Annotated in this window: 26 protein-coding genes; 1 reads left to right on the forward strand and 25 read right to left on the reverse strand. The window is 38.6% G+C overall.

Going from position 1 to position 23,653, the window contains the following annotated elements; translation table 11 throughout:
* Positions 1 to 2: 2 nt before the first annotated feature.
* The 7 genes from NSQ94_RS17390 to NSQ94_RS17420 form a co-directional block, all read right to left on the reverse strand.
* The gene (locus NSQ94_RS17390) at positions 3 to 956 is read right to left on the reverse strand and encodes a MoxR family ATPase (RefSeq protein ID WP_063388834.1); all 954 of its coding nucleotides are present in this window, start codon (positions 954 to 956) and stop codon (positions 3 to 5) included.
* 250 nt (positions 957 to 1,206) lie between these two features.
* Positions 1,207 to 1,923, reverse strand: a complete 717-nt coding sequence (locus NSQ94_RS17395; RefSeq protein ID WP_144597442.1) for a 5-formyltetrahydrofolate cyclo-ligase — start codon at positions 1,921 to 1,923, stop codon at positions 1,207 to 1,209.
* A 258-nt stretch (positions 1,924 to 2,181) separates the two neighbouring features.
* On the reverse strand, positions 2,182 to 2,349 hold the full coding sequence (locus NSQ94_RS17400) for an aspartyl-phosphate phosphatase Spo0E family protein (protein ID WP_082829641.1): 168 nt from the start codon (positions 2,347 to 2,349) through the stop codon (positions 2,182 to 2,184).
* A 561-nt stretch (positions 2,350 to 2,910) separates the two neighbouring features.
* The gene (locus tag NSQ94_RS17405) at positions 2,911 to 3,114 is read right to left on the reverse strand and encodes a hypothetical protein (protein ID WP_144597440.1); all 204 of its coding nucleotides are present in this window, start codon (positions 3,112 to 3,114) and stop codon (positions 2,911 to 2,913) included.
* 147 nt (positions 3,115 to 3,261) lie between these two features.
* A complete protein-coding gene (locus NSQ94_RS17410; RefSeq protein WP_144597438.1) occupies positions 3,262 to 3,444 on the reverse strand; it encodes a hypothetical protein in 183 nt (60 codons plus the stop codon).
* 44 nt (positions 3,445 to 3,488) lie between these two features.
* Complete coding sequence (locus tag NSQ94_RS17415; protein ID WP_144597436.1) at positions 3,489 to 3,968, reverse strand: hypothetical protein; 480 nt, start codon at positions 3,966 to 3,968, stop codon at positions 3,489 to 3,491.
* 61 nt (positions 3,969 to 4,029) lie between these two features.
* Positions 4,030 to 4,509: a V4R domain-containing protein gene (locus NSQ94_RS17420; protein WP_144597435.1), complete on the reverse strand. Its 480-nt coding sequence runs from the start codon at positions 4,507 to 4,509 to the stop codon at positions 4,030 to 4,032.
* A 221-nt stretch (positions 4,510 to 4,730) separates the two neighbouring features.
* On the opposite strand from NSQ94_RS17420, the gene NSQ94_RS17425 reads away from it, so the two are divergent.
* On the forward strand, positions 4,731 to 5,366 hold the full coding sequence (locus NSQ94_RS17425) for a hypothetical protein (RefSeq protein WP_094244352.1): 636 nt from the start codon (positions 4,731 to 4,733) through the stop codon (positions 5,364 to 5,366).
* Positions 5,367 to 5,745: 379 nt separating this feature from the next.
* Here the strand turns inward: NSQ94_RS17425 and NSQ94_RS17430 are convergent, their stop codons facing one another.
* The 18 genes from NSQ94_RS17430 to hpaB all read right to left on the reverse strand — a co-directional run bounded on the left by NSQ94_RS17430 (position 5,746) and on the right by hpaB (position 23,507).
* Positions 5,746 to 6,246 (reverse strand): 3-phenylpropionate/cinnamic acid dioxygenase subunit beta, encoded by a 501-nt coding sequence (locus tag NSQ94_RS17430; protein WP_144597431.1) that lies wholly within the window; start codon positions 6,244 to 6,246, stop codon positions 5,746 to 5,748.
* Positions 6,239 to 7,573 (reverse strand): aromatic ring-hydroxylating dioxygenase subunit alpha, encoded by a 1,335-nt coding sequence (locus tag NSQ94_RS17435; RefSeq protein WP_144597429.1) that lies wholly within the window; start codon positions 7,571 to 7,573, stop codon positions 6,239 to 6,241. Before NSQ94_RS17435 ends, NSQ94_RS17430 begins: the two co-directional genes overlap by 8 nt.
* 102 nt (positions 7,574 to 7,675) lie before the next feature.
* Positions 7,676 to 8,413, reverse strand: coding sequence for an ABC transporter ATP-binding protein (locus tag NSQ94_RS17440; protein WP_066252126.1), 738 nt, complete (start codon positions 8,411 to 8,413; stop codon positions 7,676 to 7,678).
* Positions 8,413 to 9,189 carry an ABC transporter ATP-binding protein gene (locus NSQ94_RS17445; RefSeq protein ID WP_144597427.1) on the reverse strand — a complete coding sequence of 259 codons (777 nt, stop codon included), beginning with the start codon at positions 9,187 to 9,189 and terminating at the stop codon, positions 8,413 to 8,415. Before NSQ94_RS17445 ends, NSQ94_RS17440 begins: the two co-directional genes overlap by 1 nt.
* Complete coding sequence (locus NSQ94_RS17450) at positions 9,182 to 10,234, reverse strand: branched-chain amino acid ABC transporter permease (RefSeq protein WP_144597425.1); 1,053 nt, start codon at positions 10,232 to 10,234, stop codon at positions 9,182 to 9,184. Before NSQ94_RS17450 ends, NSQ94_RS17445 begins: the two co-directional genes overlap by 8 nt.
* A gap of 13 nt (positions 10,235 to 10,247) precedes the next feature.
* Positions 10,248 to 11,129, reverse strand: a complete 882-nt coding sequence (locus NSQ94_RS17455) for a branched-chain amino acid ABC transporter permease (RefSeq protein WP_063388844.1) — start codon at positions 11,127 to 11,129, stop codon at positions 10,248 to 10,250.
* A 76-nt stretch (positions 11,130 to 11,205) separates the two neighbouring features.
* Positions 11,206 to 12,393 (reverse strand): ABC transporter substrate-binding protein, encoded by a 1,188-nt coding sequence (locus NSQ94_RS17460; protein ID WP_066252139.1) that lies wholly within the window; start codon positions 12,391 to 12,393, stop codon positions 11,206 to 11,208.
* Between the two features lie 379 nt (positions 12,394 to 12,772).
* Entirely contained in the window at positions 12,773 to 13,429 is a 657-nt protein-coding gene (locus NSQ94_RS17465; RefSeq protein ID WP_063388846.1) for a GntR family transcriptional regulator, read from the reverse strand.
* A gap of 56 nt (positions 13,430 to 13,485) precedes the next feature.
* Positions 13,486 to 15,000, reverse strand: coding sequence for a 5-carboxymethyl-2-hydroxymuconate semialdehyde dehydrogenase (gene hpaE, locus NSQ94_RS17470; protein ID WP_339193466.1), 1,515 nt, complete (start codon positions 14,998 to 15,000; stop codon positions 13,486 to 13,488).
* A 22-nt stretch (positions 15,001 to 15,022) separates the two neighbouring features.
* Positions 15,023 to 15,409 (reverse strand): 5-carboxymethyl-2-hydroxymuconate Delta-isomerase, encoded by a 387-nt coding sequence (locus tag NSQ94_RS17475; RefSeq protein WP_063388848.1) that lies wholly within the window; start codon positions 15,407 to 15,409, stop codon positions 15,023 to 15,025.
* A gap of 56 nt (positions 15,410 to 15,465) precedes the next feature.
* Positions 15,466 to 16,200 carry a fumarylacetoacetate hydrolase family protein gene (locus NSQ94_RS17480; RefSeq protein ID WP_066252144.1) on the reverse strand — a complete coding sequence of 245 codons (735 nt, stop codon included), beginning with the start codon at positions 16,198 to 16,200 and terminating at the stop codon, positions 15,466 to 15,468.
* Complete coding sequence (locus tag NSQ94_RS17485) at positions 16,197 to 16,988, reverse strand: fumarylacetoacetate hydrolase family protein (RefSeq protein ID WP_339193468.1); 792 nt, start codon at positions 16,986 to 16,988, stop codon at positions 16,197 to 16,199. The genes NSQ94_RS17480 and NSQ94_RS17485 overlap by 4 nt, the downstream gene beginning before the upstream one ends.
* Before the next feature lie 49 nt (positions 16,989 to 17,037).
* Positions 17,038 to 17,955, reverse strand: coding sequence for a 2,4-dihydroxyhept-2-ene-1,7-dioic acid aldolase (hpaI, locus tag NSQ94_RS17490; RefSeq protein WP_130156668.1), 918 nt, complete (start codon positions 17,953 to 17,955; stop codon positions 17,038 to 17,040).
* Positions 17,956 to 18,060: 105 nt separating this feature from the next.
* A complete protein-coding gene (locus NSQ94_RS17495) occupies positions 18,061 to 18,945 on the reverse strand; it encodes an FAD synthetase family protein (RefSeq protein WP_158640170.1) in 885 nt (294 codons plus the stop codon).
* Between the two features lie 4 nt (positions 18,946 to 18,949).
* Complete coding sequence (locus NSQ94_RS17500) at positions 18,950 to 19,426, reverse strand: flavin reductase family protein (protein WP_144597410.1); 477 nt, start codon at positions 19,424 to 19,426, stop codon at positions 18,950 to 18,952.
* A 25-nt stretch (positions 19,427 to 19,451) separates the two neighbouring features.
* A complete protein-coding gene (locus NSQ94_RS17505) occupies positions 19,452 to 20,876 on the reverse strand; it encodes an aldehyde dehydrogenase family protein (RefSeq protein ID WP_144597408.1) in 1,425 nt (474 codons plus the stop codon).
* Between the two features lie 26 nt (positions 20,877 to 20,902).
* The gene (hpaD, locus tag NSQ94_RS17510; RefSeq protein ID WP_063388855.1) at positions 20,903 to 21,883 is read right to left on the reverse strand and encodes a 3,4-dihydroxyphenylacetate 2,3-dioxygenase; all 981 of its coding nucleotides are present in this window, start codon (positions 21,881 to 21,883) and stop codon (positions 20,903 to 20,905) included.
* A gap of 163 nt (positions 21,884 to 22,046) precedes the next feature.
* Positions 22,047 to 23,507, reverse strand: coding sequence for a 4-hydroxyphenylacetate 3-monooxygenase, oxygenase component (gene hpaB, locus NSQ94_RS17515; protein ID WP_339229752.1), 1,461 nt, complete (start codon positions 23,505 to 23,507; stop codon positions 22,047 to 22,049).
* Positions 23,508 to 23,653 lie beyond the last annotated feature (146 nt).

Genomic DNA, 23,653 nt, shown 5'->3' on the forward strand with positions numbered 1-23,653 from the left:
TTTCACAGCGACCTCACTACAGGCACAGGGATTTCGGCAAGAATATCTTCAATGATTTGTTCAGCTGTTTTCCCTTCATAACGCGCTTCAGATGTCAAAATAATGCGATGGGGCAGGACATGCACGGATAAATATTGAACATCATCGGGGATCACATAATCTCGGGCATGAATAAACGCATACGCCTGAGATGCCTTCATAAGTGCAACAGAACCACGGGGACTGACTCCTAAATAGACAGAATCATGGTTCCGCGTCTTATTTACGATGTCTACAATATAATGTTTAATCGTATCATCTACATATACTTGTTTGATTTCTTCCTGAAGTGCCGTTAGTTCGTCTTTGGTGATGACTGACGTTAGTTCATCAAGCGGCTGTCCTTTTTCGGCTCTTGTCAACACTTCTACTTCTTCTGTAACGGAAGGATAGCCCATTTTCAGTTTTAGCAAAAATCGATCCAATTGAGCCTCCGGCAACGGATAAGTTCCTTCATACTCAACCGGATTTTGTGTCGCCATAACGAAAAAAGGTTTTTCAAGCGGCATTGTCACGCCATCAATGGTGACACTCCCTTCCTCCATGCCTTCAAGCAAGGCGGATTGGGTCTTTGGTGAGCTTCGATTTATTTCATCGGCCAAAATAATATTAGCCATAATCGGTCCTGGTCGGTATTCAAATTCAATCGTTTTCGGATTATATATCGATACTCCAGTAACGTCTGAAGGCAGTAAATCAGGTGTAAACTGAATTCTTTTAAAATCAGCCCCAACAGACTTTGCCAATGCCTTCACCATCATCGTTTTTCCAACTCCGGGTACATCTTCGAGAAGCACATGCCCTCCAGCAAGCAATGCCGACAAACTTAAAATGACCAGTTCACTCTTTCCTACAATAACTTTTTCAACATTTTCGACAATTTTTTCTAATTTTGGATGCATCGTCTCCCCTTGCATTTATAGGCCTCCCAATCATCATATCTGCACTTCTAACTCTATTATACAATTGCCTAATAGCAGAAAAAAACGATTCGTTTTCAAACTGTTTAAAATTTATTGTACATTGTTACGTTTTCTTCTGAGAAAAGAATAAGGGGTAGAAAATTGAGAATTTTCACAAACTTTATGCGGAGTATTCCTAGTTTTCCTGCTTCTAAATGAATGGGATGACGTCATGCTAAATAAAGTAAATGCAAGGGAATGATCGTTAAGAACGCTTGTATAGCATTGCCCAAATTTCTTTTAAAACAGGCATTTGTTCTTTCTCTTCTTCACTTACTTGTTCCCAAATGATTCCTTCCGGCTTTGAATAAGGAGTGTTCGTTTTGATCAATTCTTTTTCTGTAGCAATCCAATCAACCGTCAAATCATACGGATCAATAGGAAAATCGTCTTCTACCAGCTGAATGCTATGAACAGTCGTGACGACAGGAACAGAAGGCTGCCCAAGCTCCCGAATAATGGCATATTCGCGATCAGCATATCCTTCGCCTTTTCCAATTCTGCGCCCGTCCCTATGGACTGCAACCGATCCAACCACGATGAAATCAATAGTTGGCAGCTGATCGAGAGAGATCTCCCTTCCGAACGTATTCATATGTTTCAAGCTGGCGGCTTTTCTCTCTTCTCCTTTTGGCACCCATTCAGGCTTCACCATGATAAAACCGGATTTTAATCTTGGAGTTGGCATAAGAAGAGTCTTTCCATCAATTAGCACTTTCGTCCGAATTGGAAGCTGCGGAGCATCAGGGTTCACCTTTACGACGTTTGCCGATTTATATTCAGGCATCGAAGCAACAATTTTTGCAGCTTGTTCAGCTCCTTTGAAATTTGGAATTCTATTTTTCAGCGGAAACGGAAAGCGTCCAAGCTTCTCTTTTTCAAGCTGAGTCCATATTTTTTCCCTGACGGCCTGTTTATCCATCTTCTAAACCTTCTTCCTGCGCTGTGATTTAACCTTTACAAATAAAAAAGCAGAGCCAATTGACAAACGAAAAGATGATGTTTTCATATTCTATCTTGGGGCTCATAGAACAAGAACAGCGGTATACTCCGGGAATCTAAAATATGTGTCGGAAAATCAAAAGAGCTGCCATTCTTACGATTGCCCAATTTGAAAGCTGAAAGGTAGATACCATTTTGATTCAAGATGGGAGATCATTTTATCAATATACTGCCAAGTTCACTTCGTTTTTTTTAAGAGCTCGATTTGGTATTGATGAATCAGCTTATCAAGTTCCTGGCTGATTTTTAACACAACCTCAGATGTATATCCATATTTCTCAGCCAATGAAATCATATATGCTCGTTCATTTTCTATTTTAATAGATAGAATATTCATTTTATTCATTTTTCAGTAACCCCATTTTTTACGAGTTTTAGTAGTATTAATAGTACCATACTCTTACGAATAATGTAAAGATTTGTAATTTATTGAAGAAATTTGCGGAAGAAGGGGGTAAATTCCCCCATTTAAAAAGTATTGGGGTTTATTTTCTCCACCGTGTAGAAAAAAACGTTCCTAGCACAATAAACCCATTGTAAAATTTTTAAAATAGCGTTCACTTAAAAAATCGGATAATTATTTTTGTAAATTTCCTGAATGGATTGTATTTTCTGATGAAAATCCTCTGAAGCAGCCTGAGCGTGCAAGAGGGAGTAGAGTTTATTGGACAAATTGTCATGATTATAAAACTTGCGCTTTATTTCATTTTGACTTCAATGAGCCCTAAGAAAAGATAAATATTGACCGCAGCATGAACATCAAAGAAGCCTTGGCTCGACGATAAATCAAACCCGCCAATTTCTTGCATCCTCTTCAGTCGGTAACGAACAGACCCTAATGAAACATGCATTCTTTCGGCTGTTTTATATAGATGTCCGTTATTTTCAACATACCAATAAAGCGTTTCTAATAAATCTGAGCATGCTTGTCATCGTAGTTTTTTATTTTTTGAAGCATTGTATGTGCAAAGGCTTCCATTTCCGGTAAATTTTCAGAGCATATTAACTCCGCAACCGCTAAAAACTCCTTAAATGCTTTGACTTTCGCATTGCTTTTAGAAAACTTCATAATCTTAATTGTTTTTTCTGCTTCTTTTAATCCTTTTTTCAAATCTGATGCTTGCTGACATAAACTGCTGATCCCCAATTTCATTTCAAAAGGTTTAATCTCGGAGAAAATCTGATCAATTAGCCATTGCCCGCATGAAACTTCAGATGAAAATTGACGGATAAAATCTTCAGGAATAACAGCAATCAGCTAATTGACTTTTGTTGTCATTATGCATGCTAAACCTTGCTGCTTGATCAATTTATTTAAGCTTTCAGCTGCTGCAGTTTTATAATGATTAAGCGAATCTTCAAGCTCTTTTCGATTAAACTCTTGGCTGCTGTCCAGATGAAACAAAAACACATATTGCGGTTGATTAAGATTGTATCCCATTAATTTTAATCGGTAAGTAAGCTCCTCTTCTGAAAATTCCCCCCCTAAAAACGGCGTTCAGCAATTCTCTTTTTAATTCGTTGTTCGTTTTCAAACGCAGAAGTTTCATTTATTATTTGCATAACACAAATGGATGCCGCCTTTTTAATGACGATATAGTCCAATTCCGAAAAGCCTTCTGATTCACGAATTAGTGAAACATAACCAAAAATATTGTTTCTTACAAAAACAGGAGATATTAATTTTTCAAATGTATAGCCTTTTGCTGAAGAAACTTTTATCCGATTCGTATTACATTTTTCTTTTATATCTACTGTTTCCACTTTCTCCCTCACATAATCAGCGCTGTTTAAATAAATTTTTCGAAGCGAATCGCTCGCTTCAATCAACTGACGGTGAGAGTTTTCCAGCAGAAGAGCACAATTCATCTCAACCGCTAAAGTGTTCAATATCCCCTTTAGTCCACACCCATTTAATAGCGAATTTGTCAACTTTTCAATAATCATAAGAGCTTTCTTAAACATTTCTTTCTGCCTTTCTATCCTTATAAAAGCTTTGTCTAGCTCTTGTCCTAAATTTTCCTCTTCATAATAAGGCAGCTCTTTTTCGATTTCTTCTCCCCAATCCTAAAACCGGTTTGGCAATCCAATGACAATGCGGATCACCCTTTCCTTCACACTCAACTTCTTTAAAAATTACTTTTCTACCCAACTGATTGCTCACATATCCGCCTGCAAATCCTATTAGTGTAAAACATACTGGATCAGAAGATAATCCAAAGGTGGCAATATGGTGTTCAGCTTCTTGTGAATGCTTCCAATAGCCTTCTGAATAATAATCTTTTGTTACAGGGTCGATATGCAGCTCTTTAACTGAAATGCCTAAATCAGCCGTTATGCCGTGCATATGCGAACCAGCGATAAACAGTTCTTTCAATGTCAGCGTATGATAAGCATCTTTCCTTCTTAAATGATTTGAAAAATTATTGCCGCAATCCCAGCCATACCGTAATAAAAAACCTTTAGCTCTGTCGAGACCTAAAGCTGAAATTAAATGATTTCGCAAAGTATTTAAGATTGCCCAGATTCAGGCAAAAATTTCATCATTTCGTTGGAGTCTAAAACTTCCCCCATTTCCGTCCCCCTCACCACAAACTATTAGCATTTTTTATCAAAATTATCATAATATTTAATAAATTTTCAGGAAATTTTATATAAGATATCAGTAATGAACAGAATTGATTCTGTTAAAAATGTAAGCGTTAACAAAAAGAGGGGGAGAATAATATGAATAAATTTGAAGAACAAATTTATAATTGCATGAAACCCGTTGAAGAATTGCTGGCTAAAACAACCAATCCACTGCATATTGCGATTCTTGAAAACTTCCGCCGACACGTTCATCTGGAAGGCGCCGGCATGTTCAATGAAATTGTTTCTTCCGATATGATGGTCGATCACCCCGTTTATCGTGTTACTTGGGGAAGCGAGCCTGCTGTTATTGAAGGAAAAGAAGGAGTCCTCAACTTCTATCATATTGCATCAAAATCAGTACTTTGGCATTCTGATGACTTGCTAGCTGTGGCTGATTGGGGAATTGCAGATGAACTGACTTTCCACCAATTAATTAAAGGCCAAGGATTGCTTGATTTAGGATTTGAAGTAGATGATCCGGACAAAATTTATCATTACTCAAGCCGTCAAGTATTTTTATGGCCGTATGATGAAACGGGGAGACTTAAGGGAGAGCATCTTTACGAAGATAAAAGTACAGTAAAAATTGTAGAAGTGGATCCTGCTGACATCATCACACCAGAACGAGTTGCCGAAATCCACCGGGAATGCTTGGCAAAATTAGAAGCAGAAAAACCGCCGAAATATTGGACGCTGGAAGTTATAAAACAACAGCTGGAAGGCAAATGATAAAATGAGCTTTCATGAAGACGAACACACGATCATTCATTTTTTAAGTCTAGTACATCATGAATGAATGCCCGATGCGAGGGAGCTAATATAACTCTCTCGCGTTTTATGCATCTAAACATGGCAAGCTGTCAAATTTATGCCCAATGTAATCAAAGCAAAAAAAGCCGTTAAACATTTCGAATCATAAACTAAACGATTGGAATATCAGCAAATCTATCATTTCCTTTAAGCTATTTCCGCCTTTACAGAAAATATAGAAGCTTCATAAATCCTTTCCAATCATTTTCTTCTGCACAGAAATCAAGCAGCAAACAGCCTAAATATGTTGATAATTCGGGAAATGGGCAAAAAAAATATATTGGCACATACACGTTTTTTATAAAAACATACTAACATTCATGACTGATAATACGGACTGATCTGGATACACAGTTCGTTTTGCTATTTTCCATTTTCCATTCACTTTTCGAATAATATCTTCTCTTTCTCCGAACAATTCCTCGGTTTTTGCTTCTGAACTTCGGCTACGCTTAAATAGAAAATAACTTCTAACCTTATAATCATTAGAGCTAAAGCAAGGCTCAACGACCACATTGCTTATAAAATGCCTCTGCCTTGTAGGCGGGTTTTCAACCCAGGCTGATTTCGTATAAAGTCTTTCGACCTTTATCTCTATGTCCTTTTTCGAATCTGCAAAATAAGTCATTTCAGTATTCAAATTGCTTCCCATTTTGTTATCAACAGTTACCCGCAGGGGCATCGTGTATTGAATATCATCATCAAGCAATTCAAGCCATTCCCGATATTTTCGGTGGTCAAGCAAATAGGCCTCATAATATAAAAATTGAGAAATTTCATATTGAATATCACTATTCATGAGATTTCACCTCTGGCTCTTTCGTAATCAGCTCCAGCCAGTATTTATGCATACTTCTTGCAATATGATCTGTATAGCAAGTTGGGTACGCTTTTCCCGGTCCCGGAAAATTCTCATCCGGATCTAAGTAATCTAATCCCATTAAGTAGTTGAGCATATTGTTGTAGCTGAGATTTCGATCTCTTGCCATTAACCCTTGGCTGGCCTCAACAATGCGAGCCCAATTTTCCGTATCATCCTGTTCAAGAGTACCTGCCGCGCCAAACGTTGCAATAAAGCCTTTGTACGATTTTTCCTTATAATCTTCCGGCAGCGCCTTATCAATCATATACCAAATCCAAATTTCAACTTGATCGGGCCCTAACGGCCGCCATACTCTAAATTGAAGATGATTATACTTTGTTCCTTCTGTTCCGCTGCAAGAGCTTAAGAATGATAGATTTGGAAAAACTCCGCCAACAAAATTTTGAACTCTAGAAAAAATGTCCAATTGTTCTTTATTTAAATTTTTCTCAAACATCGACCACATCGATTCAGGCATACCTTGGTATATGTTATTCGATCTTCCAGTAGCAGATGTAATTACATTAATTCCATGTCCGTTTGACAAAACAACTTGATGTCCATATGATGCATACAAAGGATCGCTCGGTGTAAGCTTCAATTCCACGGCGGATCTATGAGTCGTTTGAACATGGTAAGGATCTGCCGCGAAATTTTCACTTGTCATTTTCCAATTTGCTTTTGCCACCCATCGTTGAGGGACTCCCCTCACTTCCATCCCTCCGTCGCTCCGGCCAAGCATTATATCAAAATACCATTTCATTTCGCCTAAATAATCTTCTAAAGACATAGCGTCAGGATCAAGATTTCCAAAAATCATTCCTTGATAGCTTTCAACACGAGGAACTGGGCGCAGTCCCCACTCGCTTTTATCCATCGATTCCCCAAATACTTTATTCCCTGCAACAACCCCGATCAGTTCACCGTTTAAATTATAAGTCCAGCCATGATAAGGGCATGAAAATGCTTTTTTATTTCCATAATCTTCTGTACACAAACGAACACCCCTATGAGAACAAGAGTTCAAAAATGCGTTGATTTCTCCATTTTTATTTTTCACTAAAATAATCGGGTCATCGACCATCATCCTCGTAACAAAGCTTCCTGGTTCTTTTAATTCCGATTCGTGCGCCAGAAACTGCCATGTTCTGCCGAAAATTCTTTCTTTTTCTAGTTCGTATATTTCCGGATCTGTAACTAACCATTGAGGAAATCGGCCGTTTTCTATATTTTTCTCAACTTCCTTCCAATCTATCGTTCTCATATCCGTTCCCTTCCTCCTTTGGTTATTGGAATATTCGGAATACTATGCCGCCAAACTCCCGGCTTTTGGGCAAGTTAGGTTAGTACAGACCTGTTGTTTATACTAAAGCTTTAGTCTTTCTTTTTTGCTTATACCTAAATACGTATCTTTTATTTTTTCATCTTCCAGCAAATCGCTCGCTTTTCCTTGAATGACAATTTCTCCGCGATCCAATACACAAGCGTGATCTGCAATTTGCAAAGCTGCTTTGACGTTTTGTTCAATTAACAAAATGGTCGTTCCAAATGTTTTTTTCATTTGCTTTAAAATATTCATAATGTCTTTGACAATAAGCGGAGCCAATCCTAAAGACGGTTCATCCAGCATCATTAGTTTTGGCTTCGCCATCAGCCCGCGGCCTATGGCAACCATTTGCTGCTCGCCGCCGCTCAACAATCCGCCCGGTCGATCCAACATTGTTTTTAATTTAGGGAAAAAGTCTAGAACTTGCTCGAAATCCTCCATAACACTTTTTTTGTCATTTTTATATCGGTGATAAGATCCTAACAGCAAATTATCCTTAACAGAAAGATCATCAAAAATTTGTCTTCTTTCCGGGACAAGACAAATGCCTTTTTCAACGATCTTTTCTACTTTACCATAAGAAATTTCTTCATTTTCAAATACAATGGTTCCTGATCTCGGTTTATAAATGCCTGCTATTGTTCCAAGAAGGGTGCTTTTCCCGGCGCCATTTGACCCTACCATCGCAAAGATTTCGCCTTGTTTTATTTCAAAGTGAATCCCTTTCAAAACGTGCAAATATCCGTGGTACGTATGAAGGTTGTCTACTACTAACATTAGATTGCTTCCTCCTCTCCCAAATAGGCTGCAATAACTTTAGGATTGCTTGAAATTTCTTCAGGCGTTCCTTCCGCAATTTTTTTCCCATAGTCAAGAACTACAATTTTATCTGCAATCGACATCACCGTTTCCATATCATGTTCAACAAATAAAAATGTCATCCCTTGTTTTCTCATATTTTTCAGTACATTCACTAGATTGCGGGATTCCTGCGGATTCAGCCCGGCCATCGGTTCATCCAGTAAAATAAATGAAGGCTCTGCAGCTACTGCCCTGGCAATCTCTAATAATCTTTGATTTCCATAAGGCAATGTTTCAGCTCGTTCAAAAGCTAAATCAGCAATACCGACCTGTTCAAGGCATTGCAATGCTTTTTGCATTACCTCTTTTTCTTCTTTATAAACGTTCGGCAATCGCAGGCCTGAGCTTAAAATTCCAGTTTTTAATCTTATATGGCTTCCTGTCATCACATTTTCGATGACGGTCATATTATTAAATACTTGCAAATTTTGAAATGTTCTTGTCATCCCTAGACTTGCAATTTGATAAGGTCTTTTCCCGATGATGGAAACGCCTTTAAAGGTTATTTTTCCACTTGTTGCAGGGATGACACCTGTCACTAAATTAAAAAGGGTTGTTTTGCCGGCGCCATTTGGACCTATTACAGCAACAATTTCCCCTTTTTTCACTTCAAACGAAACATTTTCAACGGCATTTACACCGCCGAATGATTTTGAAAGATTTTCGACTTTTAATAATGTTTCCTCAGTCATGAATATCACTTCCCGTTGACTTCTTTGAAAATGCTGAAACTGGTTTATTTTTAAAGTTTGAAGTGATTCTTTTGATAAAATGAAAGATCGCTTTTGAAATTCCATTTGGCATGTATATTAAAATAACTACAAGCAGCACGCCGAAAAATACAATTTCGAATTCCCCGCTAGCATTGGGAATAATTTTCGGTACAATATCTTTCAACAATTCTCCTAAAAATACATATATCGCTGCTCCGATCAATCCGCCCCAAATATTCCCTATCCCACCGATGACAACCATTATTAAAAAGTAGATAGATGTCATCATTTCAAACAATTGAGGATTTATAAAGGTGACATAGTGTGCGTATAAGCTTCCAGCAATTGAAGCATAAACGGCGCTTAATACAAAAATTTGCAATTTATATTTATTAATATTTATACCAATTGCTTCCGAAGCAATTTCGCTGCCATGGATAGACATTAAAGCTCTTCCGACTCTTGATTGAACAATATTGCGCGCAAAGAAAATTCCTAAAAAGACAAAGATCCAAATTAAGAAGTAAAATTGAAAATCTGTTGAAAATGAAATGCCGAATAAGCTTAAAGGAGGTATGCCAAAAAACCCGTTTAATCCTCCAGTTATTGTTTTCCACTCTTTAAAAAATGTAAATATGATCACTCCAAATCCAAGAGTGGCTAAGGCTAAATAATGCCCTTTTAGTTTAAATACTGGAATACCAATGATTAAAGAAACGAGTGATGCAATAATCGCCCCAACTAAAATTCCTATCCAGGAAGGCATCTGCAATGTAGCCGTAAAATATGCAGAGGTATAGGCACCAATACCGTAAAAAGCTGCATGCCCGAGGGAAATTTGCCCTGCATATCCGATTAATAGCGTCAGTCCAGTCGTAACCAATGAGTAAAAACCGATCATAATGAAAGTACTTAAAATATAATTATTTGATTGAAAAATAAAAGGAAGAAGCATAATAACGACAAAAAAGATAAGAGGACCTTTCAAACTCCTGTTGTATATTTTCGTTAAATTGTTATCCATTTTTTCCTCTCCTCTAAACACGTTTTCCTGATACTTTCGAGAACAATCCATTTGGCATGAAGAATAATACGATTAAAAGAAGAGTGAAGCTAATGGCATCTTTATATCCTGAAGATAAATATCCTTCCGTAAAAGATTCTAATATTCCGATTAAAAATGCTCCGGCAATAGCAGCAGGTGCATTTGACAACCCTCCAATTACTGCAGCAATAAATGCTTTTAAGCCAATCATGATTCCCATATCATACGAAGCACCCGAAATGGGGGCAATCACTATTCCTGCGAGCGCTCCAAGACCAGCACTAATGGATACTGCCCAAAACGACATTTTTTGGGGGCTGATTCCCATTAGCCTTGCTGCAAAACGATTGACAACACAAGCTGTTACCGCTTTTCCTAAGTAGGTTTTATTAAAAAAGTAGTAAAGGACAGCTAAACTTAATAAGGAAATGCCGATAGCCCATAAGCTTTGCGGCTGAATGGTAGCATCCAAAAAATTGATATTCTGATTTCCAGAGAAAGGACGCAGCGCCAAAGGCTGAGTTCCCCAAATTAAAATGCTAATTCCCCGAAATACAAAAGCTGCACCTATCGTAATAATAAGAAGTGTTGCGGTTGATGAATTTCTTGCAGGATAAATTGCCAACCTTTCGAACAAACCACCGATAATCGTGACTATGACAACACTTACTGCTATTGCAATAATTAATGGAAAGCCCATATTGACAAACGAAATACAAGTAAGTGCACCCAGCATGGCAAAATCGCCTTGTGCTAAATTTAAAAGGCCGGTTATGTTGTAAATAATGACAAATCCAATAGCAATCAGTGCATAGATGCTTCCAATGGTCAGTCCAGAAAAAATTAACTGAATAAATTGGCTGGTCAGTTCCATTCCCACACTTCCCTTCTATTTTTGGTCTTTAGGGATCTTCCCCGTACTTTTAATCGTTGAAGATCCCTTTACAGCATTATTCTGCAATGACAAATTTGCCGTCTTTGATTTGAACCATAACTAAGCTGCTTTCATCAAGGCCAGTATGATTATCTTTCGAAAAATTGAATATTCCGGAAATTCCAACAAAATTTTTCGTATTTTCGAGCTGTTCTCTAATTTTTTCTTTGTCAGTTCCGGCTTTTTCAATTGCATTCACTAATAAATAGAATGCGTCCCAAGTATGGCCTCCAAACGTATTTGCGTCGTAGTTGAATTTTGCTTTAAAATCCTCTTTATACTTAATAAGTGTTTCTTTTTGCGGATCATTATCCGGCAATTGTTCAGCGACAATTAAACGCCCTGCAGGAAAAATAACTCCTTCCGCTGCTTCTCCGGTTAACTCAATAAACTCTTTAGTACCAATTCCCTGACTTTCAATAATGGGAAGTTTCATTCCTAATTGATGGAGATTTTTCGTAATAACTGAAGACTCCTGAGCAGTTCCCCAAACGATAATTGCCTGTGGATTTGATTTCTTTACGCGAGTCAGCATCGCTTTCGCATCATCAACAGTTGCTTCAAATTCCTCTTCAATAACAGCTTCAATGCCGTATTCACCTTTCAGGCGATTAAATTCTTCATGAGCACTTGTGCCGTATTGGTTGGCAACATTCAGCCAGGCAATTTTCGTTAAATTTTTTTCTTTCAAATAGGCTAAAATTTTAGGAATTACTACATCATCACTTTGTGTCGTTTTGAAGATCCAGTCCCGTGAAGAATTATCATCAGGTTTTACAATTTGTTTACTTGTAGCTGATGCAATGAATGGAGTTTTTGACTTTTCCGCAAGCGGCACCATTGCTAAAGCATTTCCGCTTAGCGTACCCCCAACAACAGCCAATACTTTATCCTGCTCAATTAATTTTTTCATAGACAGCACGGCTTCATTTTGATCGGACTTATCATCATAGGCAATCAGCTCTATTTTCTTTCCATCTATTCCATCGTTTTCATTTACTTGCTCCACCAGCATTTTTACCGTTTCCATCTGTGATTTTCCTAAAGGAGCACCGCCGCCCGAAGCTGAATAAATAGCACCAATTTTAATGACATCGGAACCACCGGAATCATTATTTTTTCCACCGGCGCTTTCAGAATTTCCGCATGCTGCCAGCATAGAGAGAAATAACATCAAAATGATCAACGAAACAAATTTTTTCAACGTAACCCCCTCCTTTATTTTTGGCAAAATTCCTTAAAAGCTTTATCTTTCTTAGTGACAACGCTTTCATATTAGTGAAATCAGAGGACCACCCCTTTCCTTTGACCAACAAATCATCAATAATATTATATATGATTTAAGATATGGTTTCAAATATTTAAAAAATTCTATCTTTTCTTCCTCCTAGCATTTTCTACTCATTCAAAATCCACTTGTAGAGAAAGAAGCTTCATCTATTGATTTTCTTCACAACAAGGGTTTAGAATTTGATCTTGTTATCTATTAATATATATAAAATAATATATGATATTAGCCAAAAAAATTTCCTTGAACAAATCCAACTGAGTTTGATCAGTTGAATTTGTTCGAAATTGTTTTATTATGAAAATTTTTGCCGATTTCTGAATGCTTCTGCTGTATTTAATTTGTGTTGGCGGACAAATTCCTCAATTTGGTTGGGCGGAGCCTTTTCTCGAAGCAATCGAATAATTTCTTCGTGCTCTTTAATGGACTCTTTAGAGCGCTTCGGAACGAGTGTGAAACCATAAGTCCGTATCCGCTTCATCCTCTGCCAAATTTGCTTAATCTGCTCCTCTAAAAAGTTATTGCCGCAGTTTTCATATATTAAGGTGTGGAACTGATAATTTAATTCACTGAATTGCTCTAATTCAAAATCTTGCAGCGACTGTTTCATCTTTTCGTTTAATTCTTCTAATTTTTTGATCGTCTCCTCCTTTATAATATTAGAACTTAAAACAGTCGCGTAGCCTTCTAGCACCGCCAAAACCGAAATGGTTTGCAAATACTCTTTTTCGTTGATATTGCTTACAACTGCTCCGCTATACGGCTTATATTGAATTAAGCCTTCTGCTTCCAATTGGCGGATCGCTTCTCTGACAGGGATGCTGCTTAAATTCAGCTCTTTTGCAATTTGATCGATTACTATTCGATATCCAGGCCCGTAAGCACCATTTTCAATTCGTGAAAGAATATAATCATATGCAATTTGTGTTTTATTTTTTACCTTCTGTTCCATACTTATATCATATATTAAAGAATATATACTAACAAGCAAAACGAGTTAGCTTTCTATTATTGCTGAGCCGAAATCGTTTCGGCTTTTTTTGATTTACCAAACTGAGGAATGTGATGATCTCCAATCGCCACATGAATTACTTGAATCTCTGTATAAAAATCAAAACTATAATGTCCGCCCTCTCGGCCAATACCGCTATATTTCGTTCCGCCAAACGGGATTCTTAAATCCCTGACGTTTTGTGAGTTTACCCAAGCCATTCCGCTTTCAATCGATTGGACAATTCGGTGTCCGCGCTTCAAGTTGTTTGTCCATACATAAGCAGCCAGCCCATATTTTACATCATTAGCCATTTTTATGACTTCTTCTTCAGTCTCAAATGGTATGACTGCCATGACAGGTCCGAATATTTCCTCTTGAGCAACTTTCATACCGTTATGGCAATTCAGAAGAAGTGTCGGTGGAACAAAGTTGCCGTTTTTCAATGATTGCGGAACGTTCCCTGAAAACACTTCTGCCCCTTCTTTTTTAGCTATTTCAATGTAATTTAAAACGGTTTCCCAATGTTTTTTGTGAATTAGCGGCCCTAGTTCTGTTGAAGAATCCAATGGATCCCCTACCGAAATATTTTGCACACGCTCTTTCAGCCGTTCAACAAAGGAATCATAAATCGATTTTTCCAAAAACAACCGCGAATTGGCTGTACAGCGCTCCCCGTTAAGAGAAAATACTCCCCAAACGACAGCATCCAAGGCTTTTTCCAAATCAGCATCGGCAAAGATAATTGCAGGAGATTTTCCTCCTAGCTCCATAGAGGTTTTTTTCAACGTATCTGCGCTATTTTTTATTATTTCGGCACCTGTTGTCGTCTCGCCCGTAAAGGAAATAAGCCGGACATCAGAATGTCTCACGAGGGACGCGCCAGCTGTTTCCCCAAAGCCGTGAACGATATTAAAAACTCCCTCTGGCAGTCCCGCTTCATGAATAATTTCAGCCAGCTTGTTAGCAGTCAGCGGCGACCATTCAGCAGGTTTTAGGACAACCGTATTGCCTGTTGCCAACGCCGGAGCCACTTTCCATGTTTCCAGCATGAACGGAGTGTTCCATGGCGTAATTAAACCTGCCACCCCAATTGGCTTGTAAATAGTATAATTAATAAAATCTCCGTCTACTTTATACGCTTCTCCTACCATGCGGCTTTTTACCATTTGTGCATAAAATCGAAAGTTTTCAGCTGCACGGGATGCTTGCTTTTTCGTTTGACTGATTGGCAATCCTGTATCTAGAGATTCCAAATAAGCAATTTCTTCCGCATTTTCTTCAATTAATGCAGCAATTCGTAAAATATACTTCATTCTTTCATCTACCGACATTGTTCCCCAAGGGCCGTCAGCAAAAGCTTTTTTGGCAGCTTTTACTGCTAAGTCAATATCTTCTGCAAATCCTTCCGCTACCTCATTGATTACTTCATTATTAAAGGGATTAATATTCTCAAAGCTTTTCCCTGCAACTCCCTCTACAAACTTGCCATTGATATAATGAAGAACTTTCCCAACTTTATATGTGGTCATTTCGATTCCTCCAAGTATGCAATTAATTTTTGTAGCGCTGATGAATGTTATTATATTTGTACGTTCCAAATTCACTAAATTCATATAGTTCTAAAGACAATGCAAGATATCTCCTTTTGAAAAGGATCGAAAAATGATCTTTCATCACTGCAAAGATCTCATCACAAACTGCTTTTTTATCCTCTTCAGTACGCCCAGCGCCAATCTTTAGCGTACCGTGGACAAAGGCATCATCCTCAGAGCCGTCAGCAACACAATAATCTTTCAATTCAATGGCTCTAGATCTCACGCCTCCAATTGGAAATATATCGCTTTTGGAAATTAGCACATCATTAACTTTTTTCAGCAGCTCTGGAATTTTTGCCTCTTTTTTGATATTGTCGGTATATTCTAAAATAAAATGCGGCATAACGTCAGCTCTCCTTTAAAGTGTTGGTGACGGAGAAAAGATTCTGAATGACAGCTTCATATAATTCGATTAATTAAACGTCCAATCCCTTCTATTTCTGTAATCACTTCATCGCCAACATTAACATTGACCGCTCCTTTAGGTGTTCCTGTGAGAATTATGTCCCCGTAATTTAAGGTCATAAAGCTAGTTAAATACTCGATTAACATAGGGATTGTAAAAATCATATCTTTTGTATTTCCTTCCTGCACTAACGCTCCATTAACGTAAGTACGAAGGACCAAGTTCATCGGATCTGGTATATCTTCTTTATCGACAAGCCAAGGGCCTATCGGGGTGAATGCATCGCGATTTTTCACGCGCAAATTCGGCCGGTAATAGTTCTCTAAATAATCCCTGACAGCGTAGTCATTTGCAACCGTATATCCTAAGACGTATTCATACGCTTCACTAGCCTTGACATTACGCGCCATTTTTCCGATTACCACTGCCAGTTCACATTCATAGTGCATAAAATCTACATCAGGAGGACGTTTCGTTTCAGATCGATGCCCAACAATCGTATTCGGTCCCTTTAGAAACACAAGCGGTTCAGTTGGTGCATGAAATGACAGCTCTTTAGCATGATCTGCATAATTCAAACCTAATGCAAAAACAGTCCGCGGGCTTACAGGCGGAAGCCAGACTACGTCCTTTTCTGTCACTTTACGATGATCATTCAGTTGAAGGAAGCCGTTATCTTCAATTGCTTCATAAATGGTGCCGTTCATAGCAACTCTAGCTCGTTTCATCGCACAGCCCCCTTCACATAATCCGCTTCATGAACAATTGTATTTTCTAGACTGCCTACACCTTCAATTTCTATGCGAACATGGTCTCCTGCCTTTACTAAAGGCGCTTGCTCAGGAACACCTGTCAGCAGCACATCTCCTGGATAAAGCGTCATAAATTCTGTTATATCAGCCAGCAGCCGAGCAACTGGCCGGATGAAATTTTTCGTGTTATTTTTTTGCGCAAGCTTTCCATTGATAAAAACGCGAATGTCCAATGAATCAGGATCATCTATCGATTCCTTTTTGATGATCCACGGACCAACCGGATTAAATCCATCTCTTGCCCGCTCCCTTATCGCCGGACGATAAATGTTTTCGTGTGGAATTGCTACATCATTCACAACTGTATATCCAGCAACATATTGAAAGGCTTCTTCTTCCTTTACTTTAGTGGCAGTACGCCCAATGACCACGCCGAGTGCTGCCCCTACTTCTAATTCGTCTGCATCCTCAGGCAATGGTATGGGGCTCCTGTAGCCACTTAATGTGTTAATCGGTTTTATATATAAAATTGGCGCTTTCGGTGGTTCGTTATATGGTGAATGTGCCATTTGCTCACGATATCGATGAAAGGCGCCTTGATAATTCAAAAGGACACCGTAAATCGTACCTGAAACCGGAGGCTCCCAAGAAAGCTGATTGACGTGATATTGAGTTCCATTTAAAAAAATTGAATTGTTTTCTGGATCCACTTCGGCTTCCGTTATATTTGGCATTCCAAAAATTTTCACTACTGCATTGCCCATCCAATTCACTCCTTAGCAGGCGCAATACATCAGCCCTTTTTAGCTTGCCTTAATTTTTTACTTTCTCTAAAAGACCATATTTTTGCAGCGTTTGCCGAATTCTTTCTTGAAGCTCCTCCGCAGGCAAATCAAGAGGCAATCTTAATTTCGGCGTGATTTTTCCCATCATTCCAAGCGCCGCCTTTACAGGTCCCGGATTTGTCTCGGCAAATAAAATATCGTTTAATTCCATTAACTCGAAATGGAGGTCCTGAGCTCTCTTTATATCGCCTTCAAACCAAGCATCATGCAATTCCGCAACTTTTGCCGGTTCCACATTAGCCGTTGCACTAATAGAACCTGCTCCCCCGATTGCTAGCATTGGATAGCATAAAAGCTCGATTCCCGAAAATAGTAAAAAATCTCTTCCGCAATGAAGCAGCACCCGATTCACATGCTCAAAATCTTTATTGGATTCTTTTGCACCGATAATGTTCGGGCAATCCTCCACTAAACGAGCCATTGTTTTGACCTCTAAATTTACAGCTGTTCTCCCTGGGATGTTGTAGATAATGATCGGAATATCTACAGAATCAGCTACTGCTTTAAAATGCTTATACAACGCATGCTGGGACGGCCTATTATAATACGGAACAATGACCATCGCAGCATCTGCGCCAATTTCTTGTGCAAATTTCGTTAGTTCAAGTGTTTCATCATGATTAGTCGATCCTGTTGCCGGAACAAACGGGACTCGGCCATTCACTGTTTTTTTCGCCAGCTCCATTACCTGCTTGCGTTCCTCCGTTGTTAATGAACTGGGTTCGCCAGAAGTTCCTGTCACTGAAATCCCATGGCTGCCGCTTTCAATTTGCCAGTTGATTAAATTTTTCATCGTTTCAAAATCAATATTGCCTTCCGCATCAAATGGAGTAACAACAGGAGCAATCGATCCTCTTAATCTTTGCTTTATTTCGTTATAAGACATATATAAGCAACCTCCTGAACAAAATGATTATTATCTGAATATTTCAAATCTCATTAATTTATTTTTATTATATATATAATCATATATGATTTCAACTATAAATTATTATATGACTGTTCGGCTAAAAAGATCATAAGCAGCAGCAACTGGTCGATCAAGCAATTGTTCTATGAACCTCAATTGGACATTATTTTTTTCTGCTATTCTATCCAATCCGTCAATAACACCCTCAAATAAGTAAGGTTTTAATGTTTTGTTCGTTATATGGCATAAACCGTTGTAAAATGTCTCATTGAATTCTATTTGGATTTTATAAATTCCCGGTTTAGGCAGGAAATAATCATGATCGATTTGCGCTTTAAAAATAAAATTGTTGTCAGCATCCCCTCGTTCCATCGATTTGACTAAACATGAAACACGATAATAATCCCCAAGATAATGAGGTATTTCATTTACAAGGCCTGACTCTAGCAGCTTCCGAATCATGGAGGAGCTTATTTTTTCTTGTTTATATTGGATTTTCGGAATAGTCGTCACATCAAAAAATCCCGTTCCAACGTTTTTCAGCTTCTCCATATTCCCTTTTCCTTTAAAACCATACGTAAAGTCGAAGCCGGCAACGACATGTTTGCACATCAAGCCTTTTAAGTATTGATTCACAAAGTCTTGATCGGATAATTCAGAAAAATTTTTATCGAATTTTACAATATACAGTTTCTCTACCCCTAATTGTGAAAAGATTTCCATTTTGGAAGGAAGCGGCGACAGATAGGAGATAACTTTTCTATCCGTTTCAATGACTTGACTTGGATGTGGAAAAAACGTCATCACGGCAAATGTTAGTTTTTTTACTTGCGCGATTTCTTTCGCTTTTTCAATGATTTTCTTATGTCCTAAATGCACTCCATCAAAGAAGCCGACTGCCATGACACACGGCTCGGGCTTGCATTCCGCTAATACTTTGGAATTGTTAATATAAACGACTTCCATCCATTCACCCCGCGTTGGCATGACTAGCCAAATTTCTATATTTTCCTTCAAAAAATAACAATGGGTCACCTTCCTTCATATAAATGTCAGTCACCTTTCCAATGTATAAAGTGTGGTCGCCGGCAACATGTGTATTGTATACGTCACATAAAATATTTGCTAACGAATTGGGCAGCACCGGTTGATCACCGACCCAATCAAAAGTAACATTTTGTTTCTCTTTTAATTGGCCGGCAAAAAGCATCGATAAATCTTGTTGTTCTTCAGACAAAATATTTACTGTAAATTTTCCTGTCTGCTTAATGATTTCATTCATTTTTGCTTTTTCTCCAATTGAAATGAGAATTAGTTTAGGATCTAAAGAGACAGACATAAATGCATTTGCCGTCATTCCGCGTACTTCCCCATTTAGGGCAGTCGTAATAACAGTGACTCCTGTCGCAAACTTCCCCATTGCATTTCGAAACGTGCGATCATCCATGTTACACACCTCTTTTTACGCTTTTTTATACTTGCCGATTTATCACGATTAATTTTAGCTCCGTCATTTCTTCAATCGCATATTTAATTCCTTCTCTCCCCATTCCGCTCTCTTTCACTCCACCGTATGGCATATGATCGACTCGGAACGTCGGGATATCATTAATCATTACACCGCCTACTTTTAGCTCTTCAGCCGCATATAAAGCATGGTGGATATTTTTTGTATAAATCCCTGCCTGCAGTCCATACCGGGAATCATTTACATACTCAACAGCCTGTTCAATCGATGAAACCTTTTCGATTAACACTACAGGGCCGAAAATTTCTTGACAGGAAACTTTCATATCAGGTTTTGTGTTGAGTAAAACCGTCGGTTCGACAATATTTCCTTTCGCATTTCCCCCTGTTGCAACTATTGCACCTGTTTTTTTAGCTTCTTCGATCCAGCTGATGACACGGATTACATCATGTTCGGAAATCAGCGCTGAAACATCTGTTTGAAAATCCAGCGGATCTCCTGTTGTCAGCTTTTCCGTTTCTTTCACAAATGCATTGACAAACTCATCATATACATGTTCATGTACGTAAATTCTTTGCAGCGAGATGCATACTTGCCCTTGGTTAGAAAAAGCCCCTTTAACACATCTTGGAATGATGCTTTTAACATCAATTCCTTCATCTACGATCAAAGCCGAGTTGGAACCTAACTCAAGCGTGACACGTTTCAAGCCTGCTTTATTTCTGATCTCTTTTCCGACTTGCGGGCTTCCTGTAAACGTAATCATTTTAACCCGCTCATCTTCTACGATTTTTTTGCCAACGATGCTGCCGCTTCCTGTTACAACATTTAATGCACCATCAGGCAGTCCTGCTTCCTGCAATAATTCAGCTATAAAGAAAGCAGATAACGGTGTTTGGGAGGCCGGCTTTAAGACAATCGTATTTCCGGAGGCAATGGCCGGTCCTACTTTATGCGCAACTAGATTCATTGGAAAATTAAACGGAGTGATAGCTCCTATTACACCGATCGGTTCACGAACCGTATAAGCAGTCCGATTTTCCCCGCCGGGCGCCGCATCTAATGATAGTGCCTCACCATGAATTCTTTTTGCCTCTTCAGCCGAAAATTTGTATGTTTGAATGGTTCTTTGCACTTCCTCTAATGCTGTTTTGATTGGCTTCGCCGCCTCTTTTGCAATAATTTCTGCCGCTTCCTCTTTCCTCTTATCTAAAAGCATCACCAGTTTTTCCAAAATATGTCCGCGTTCATGCTTTGGCATTTTCGCCATTTTCAGAAAGGCGTTATGTGCGGCTTCGATCGCTTTTTCAACGTCAGCTTCTGAAGCAATTGGAATTTCTGCAATTACTTTTTTATCATATGGAGAGGAAAGAGGAGCATAATGTTCTGCTCCTACCCAACTTCCATTAATAAACAATTTTCTTTTCATCGTTACCTCTCTTTTCTTACTTAAAATTAAATGACAAAATCAGGTTTTAGCTTTTGCACACTTGGCTCTTTTAGTTCAACTAACTCTCCGCTATGAATATCAAATACTTGTGATGCTTCATTAAACCAGCAGTCCGGTGCTTCATGCCCCCAAAATGTTTGGCGTCTTGGATCATTTATATCCCAGCGAATCGGCAGAAAATCCGGATCGCTTGTCAAGTAATCTCCATTGTATAATTCAATTCGATGTCCATCTGGATCACGCAAATAGAGGAAAAATGCGTTTGAAAGACCATGGCGTCCAGGGCCTCTTTCTATATTTTTCGCATATCCCATAGCCGCTAACACATCACAGGCATGAATGAGACTAAGTTGATCCGACAGCCAAAAGCCGATATGGTGAAGACGAGGGCCGTTTCCATTCATAAACGCCAAATCATGCACATTAGGTTTTCGATGCAGCCATGCAGCCCATAATTCATTATTCTCTGTTTCGGTATACTCAGAGCACGCAAACCCCAGCTCTTTTACGTAAAAGTCATATGCTTTTTGTACATCCGGCACCATGCAATTAAAGTGGTCAATTCGCTGTATTCTTGCTCCTTTATATAAGTCATATCTTTGCAGCAGCCTTTCGACCGTGTCCATTCTGGCAAAAAACTCAACTGGAAGACCTGAAATATCCTGCACACGGAAAGCCCTTTCAACTGCATGCTGATTTTCTATCCATTTTGGATTCATATTTTTTTGTTGAAAATAGTCATATAATTTGTTTAAATCCTCATCGGAATAAACCTTGTAACTGATCGCTTCCACACCAGGCTGCTCTGCTTTTTTCAACACCAGGCTGTGATGATTATGTTCCTCATACCCTCTGAGATATAAATGGTTTTCATCAGCCTCTGTCACAACGAACCCTAAAGCGTTTTCATAAAAATCGCGTGAAGCCTCCAAATTTGTCACCAACAGTACCGCCCTTGCACAACGAATAATATTAAAATCTACCATCTTGAAAGTCCCTCCCTATTAAATTCCCCCGAGAATAGAAAATTTTCAGAAAAATATAGTTCACTAAAATCATATATGATATTGTATATTAAGTCAAGTTCAACTCGCTATGCTGTCATGATCACTTTCACAATTAACGTGTGGCACCTTCATTTATTATTTGTTAAACAGTTGTTACTTTTGTAGCTCCTAAAAATTCACGAACCAAGTCTTTGAAATAATCTTTTTCGTACCCGTCAAAATAAACCATACCCATGCGGACCGGATCTCCAAAGAAATAATATTCATAATGAGTTTGACGGCTACCAAATGCACTCATTGTAATATCCCAAGCTAAACGGAACAACTGAACGCGCTCATAACCATCAATATTTGCTCCTTGCATCGCTCTTCTGACAATATCGCCGATTTCTTCATTATTAAAATCAGCTTCTGTCGGAATGGCCATTAATCCAGAAGCGCCAAGAATCCTTAAGATTTCCACTAAACGAGGGTAAATTCTTGGGTACCAATTTCGAGCAGCATCAAGCGCAGCAAAATCCGGCGTCATTGTTCCCCATTTATCAAGCTTTGCATTATGCTCTGCACGATATAAATGACTGCGCATTGTCTCAAGAGTCAGCATAATTTCTGTTCCTTTATCTTTTACATGCTGAAACTGTTCAATTCCAATAGCCTCCATAATTAAAAGGACAACTCCAAGTATAAATTCAGTTTTCACTACATTTTTGGCAACTACTTGATGCGACATGTGGACAACGGCATTCGTCTCACGGAAGGTTCGGTTGCAAATGGAAGAATTGCCACAGACAAATACCCGTTCCCAAGGAACGAAAACGTTTTCAAATGGAACAATAGCATCTCCTTCTTCAAATCGCGACCCGAGCGGATGATCCCAATGACTTTTTCCATAGTCAAAGGCTTCGCGGCAAATAAATTTTACGCCTGGAGTATTATTTGGAATTGCAAAAGCTAATGAATACGGGTCATCCCCTTCACTTGATTTTTTAACTGTTGAAGGAAAAACTAATATTTCATCCGTTATGCCGCCTTGCGTAGCCAACAAACGAATCCCATCAACAATAATTCCATCTTTATTTTTCTCGACTAAATGCAAGGAAACATTTGCATCCTTTTGCTCATGCTGAGCTTTAGAGCGATTAATCTGCGGATGTATAAGGGTATGTGTTAAAGAAATATCGTTTTCTCTCGCATATTCATAATATTTTCTTGCGTTCTCCGCATACATTGGATCATCTTCTGCGAACAGATCATTCGCTATTCCCATTGCCATCACTTCAGCATTTAAATAATCCGGAGACCGCCCCATCATTCCGGCGGAAGTTCGAGCCCATTCCTGTATTGCTTCGCGTCTTGCAATCAGTTCTTCTTTTGTGGTAGGCTGCATAAATGTTATACCGACTTTTTCTCCTGTTGTTGGTGAAGTATACAGCATCTTATCAGCTTTTTCATATTGAAGATCGTAAAGCTTTGCCATTGATTGAATCACATTTTTCAATGCAGGATGCTCCGTGACGTCATCTACTTTCTCCCCATGAATGTAAACGCTGCTTTTCGCTTTCTTCAAACGCTCAATATACTCTTTTCCAGTTTTTGCAGGCATCTTCATTCCCCCTTAAATAGATTTTTTCATCCACAATTCGATTTACTTTTTTGAATCTTCAAAAATAATATAACATATGATATCATATATGAAAAATATGAAAAAAATTGGTTTTGTATATAAAAAAAATATGCACCTTCACATGA

Source organism: Aeribacillus sp. FSL K6-2833 (assembly GCF_037965815.1).
Lineage (GTDB): Bacteria > Bacillota > Bacilli > Bacillales > Aeribacillaceae > Aeribacillus > Aeribacillus composti.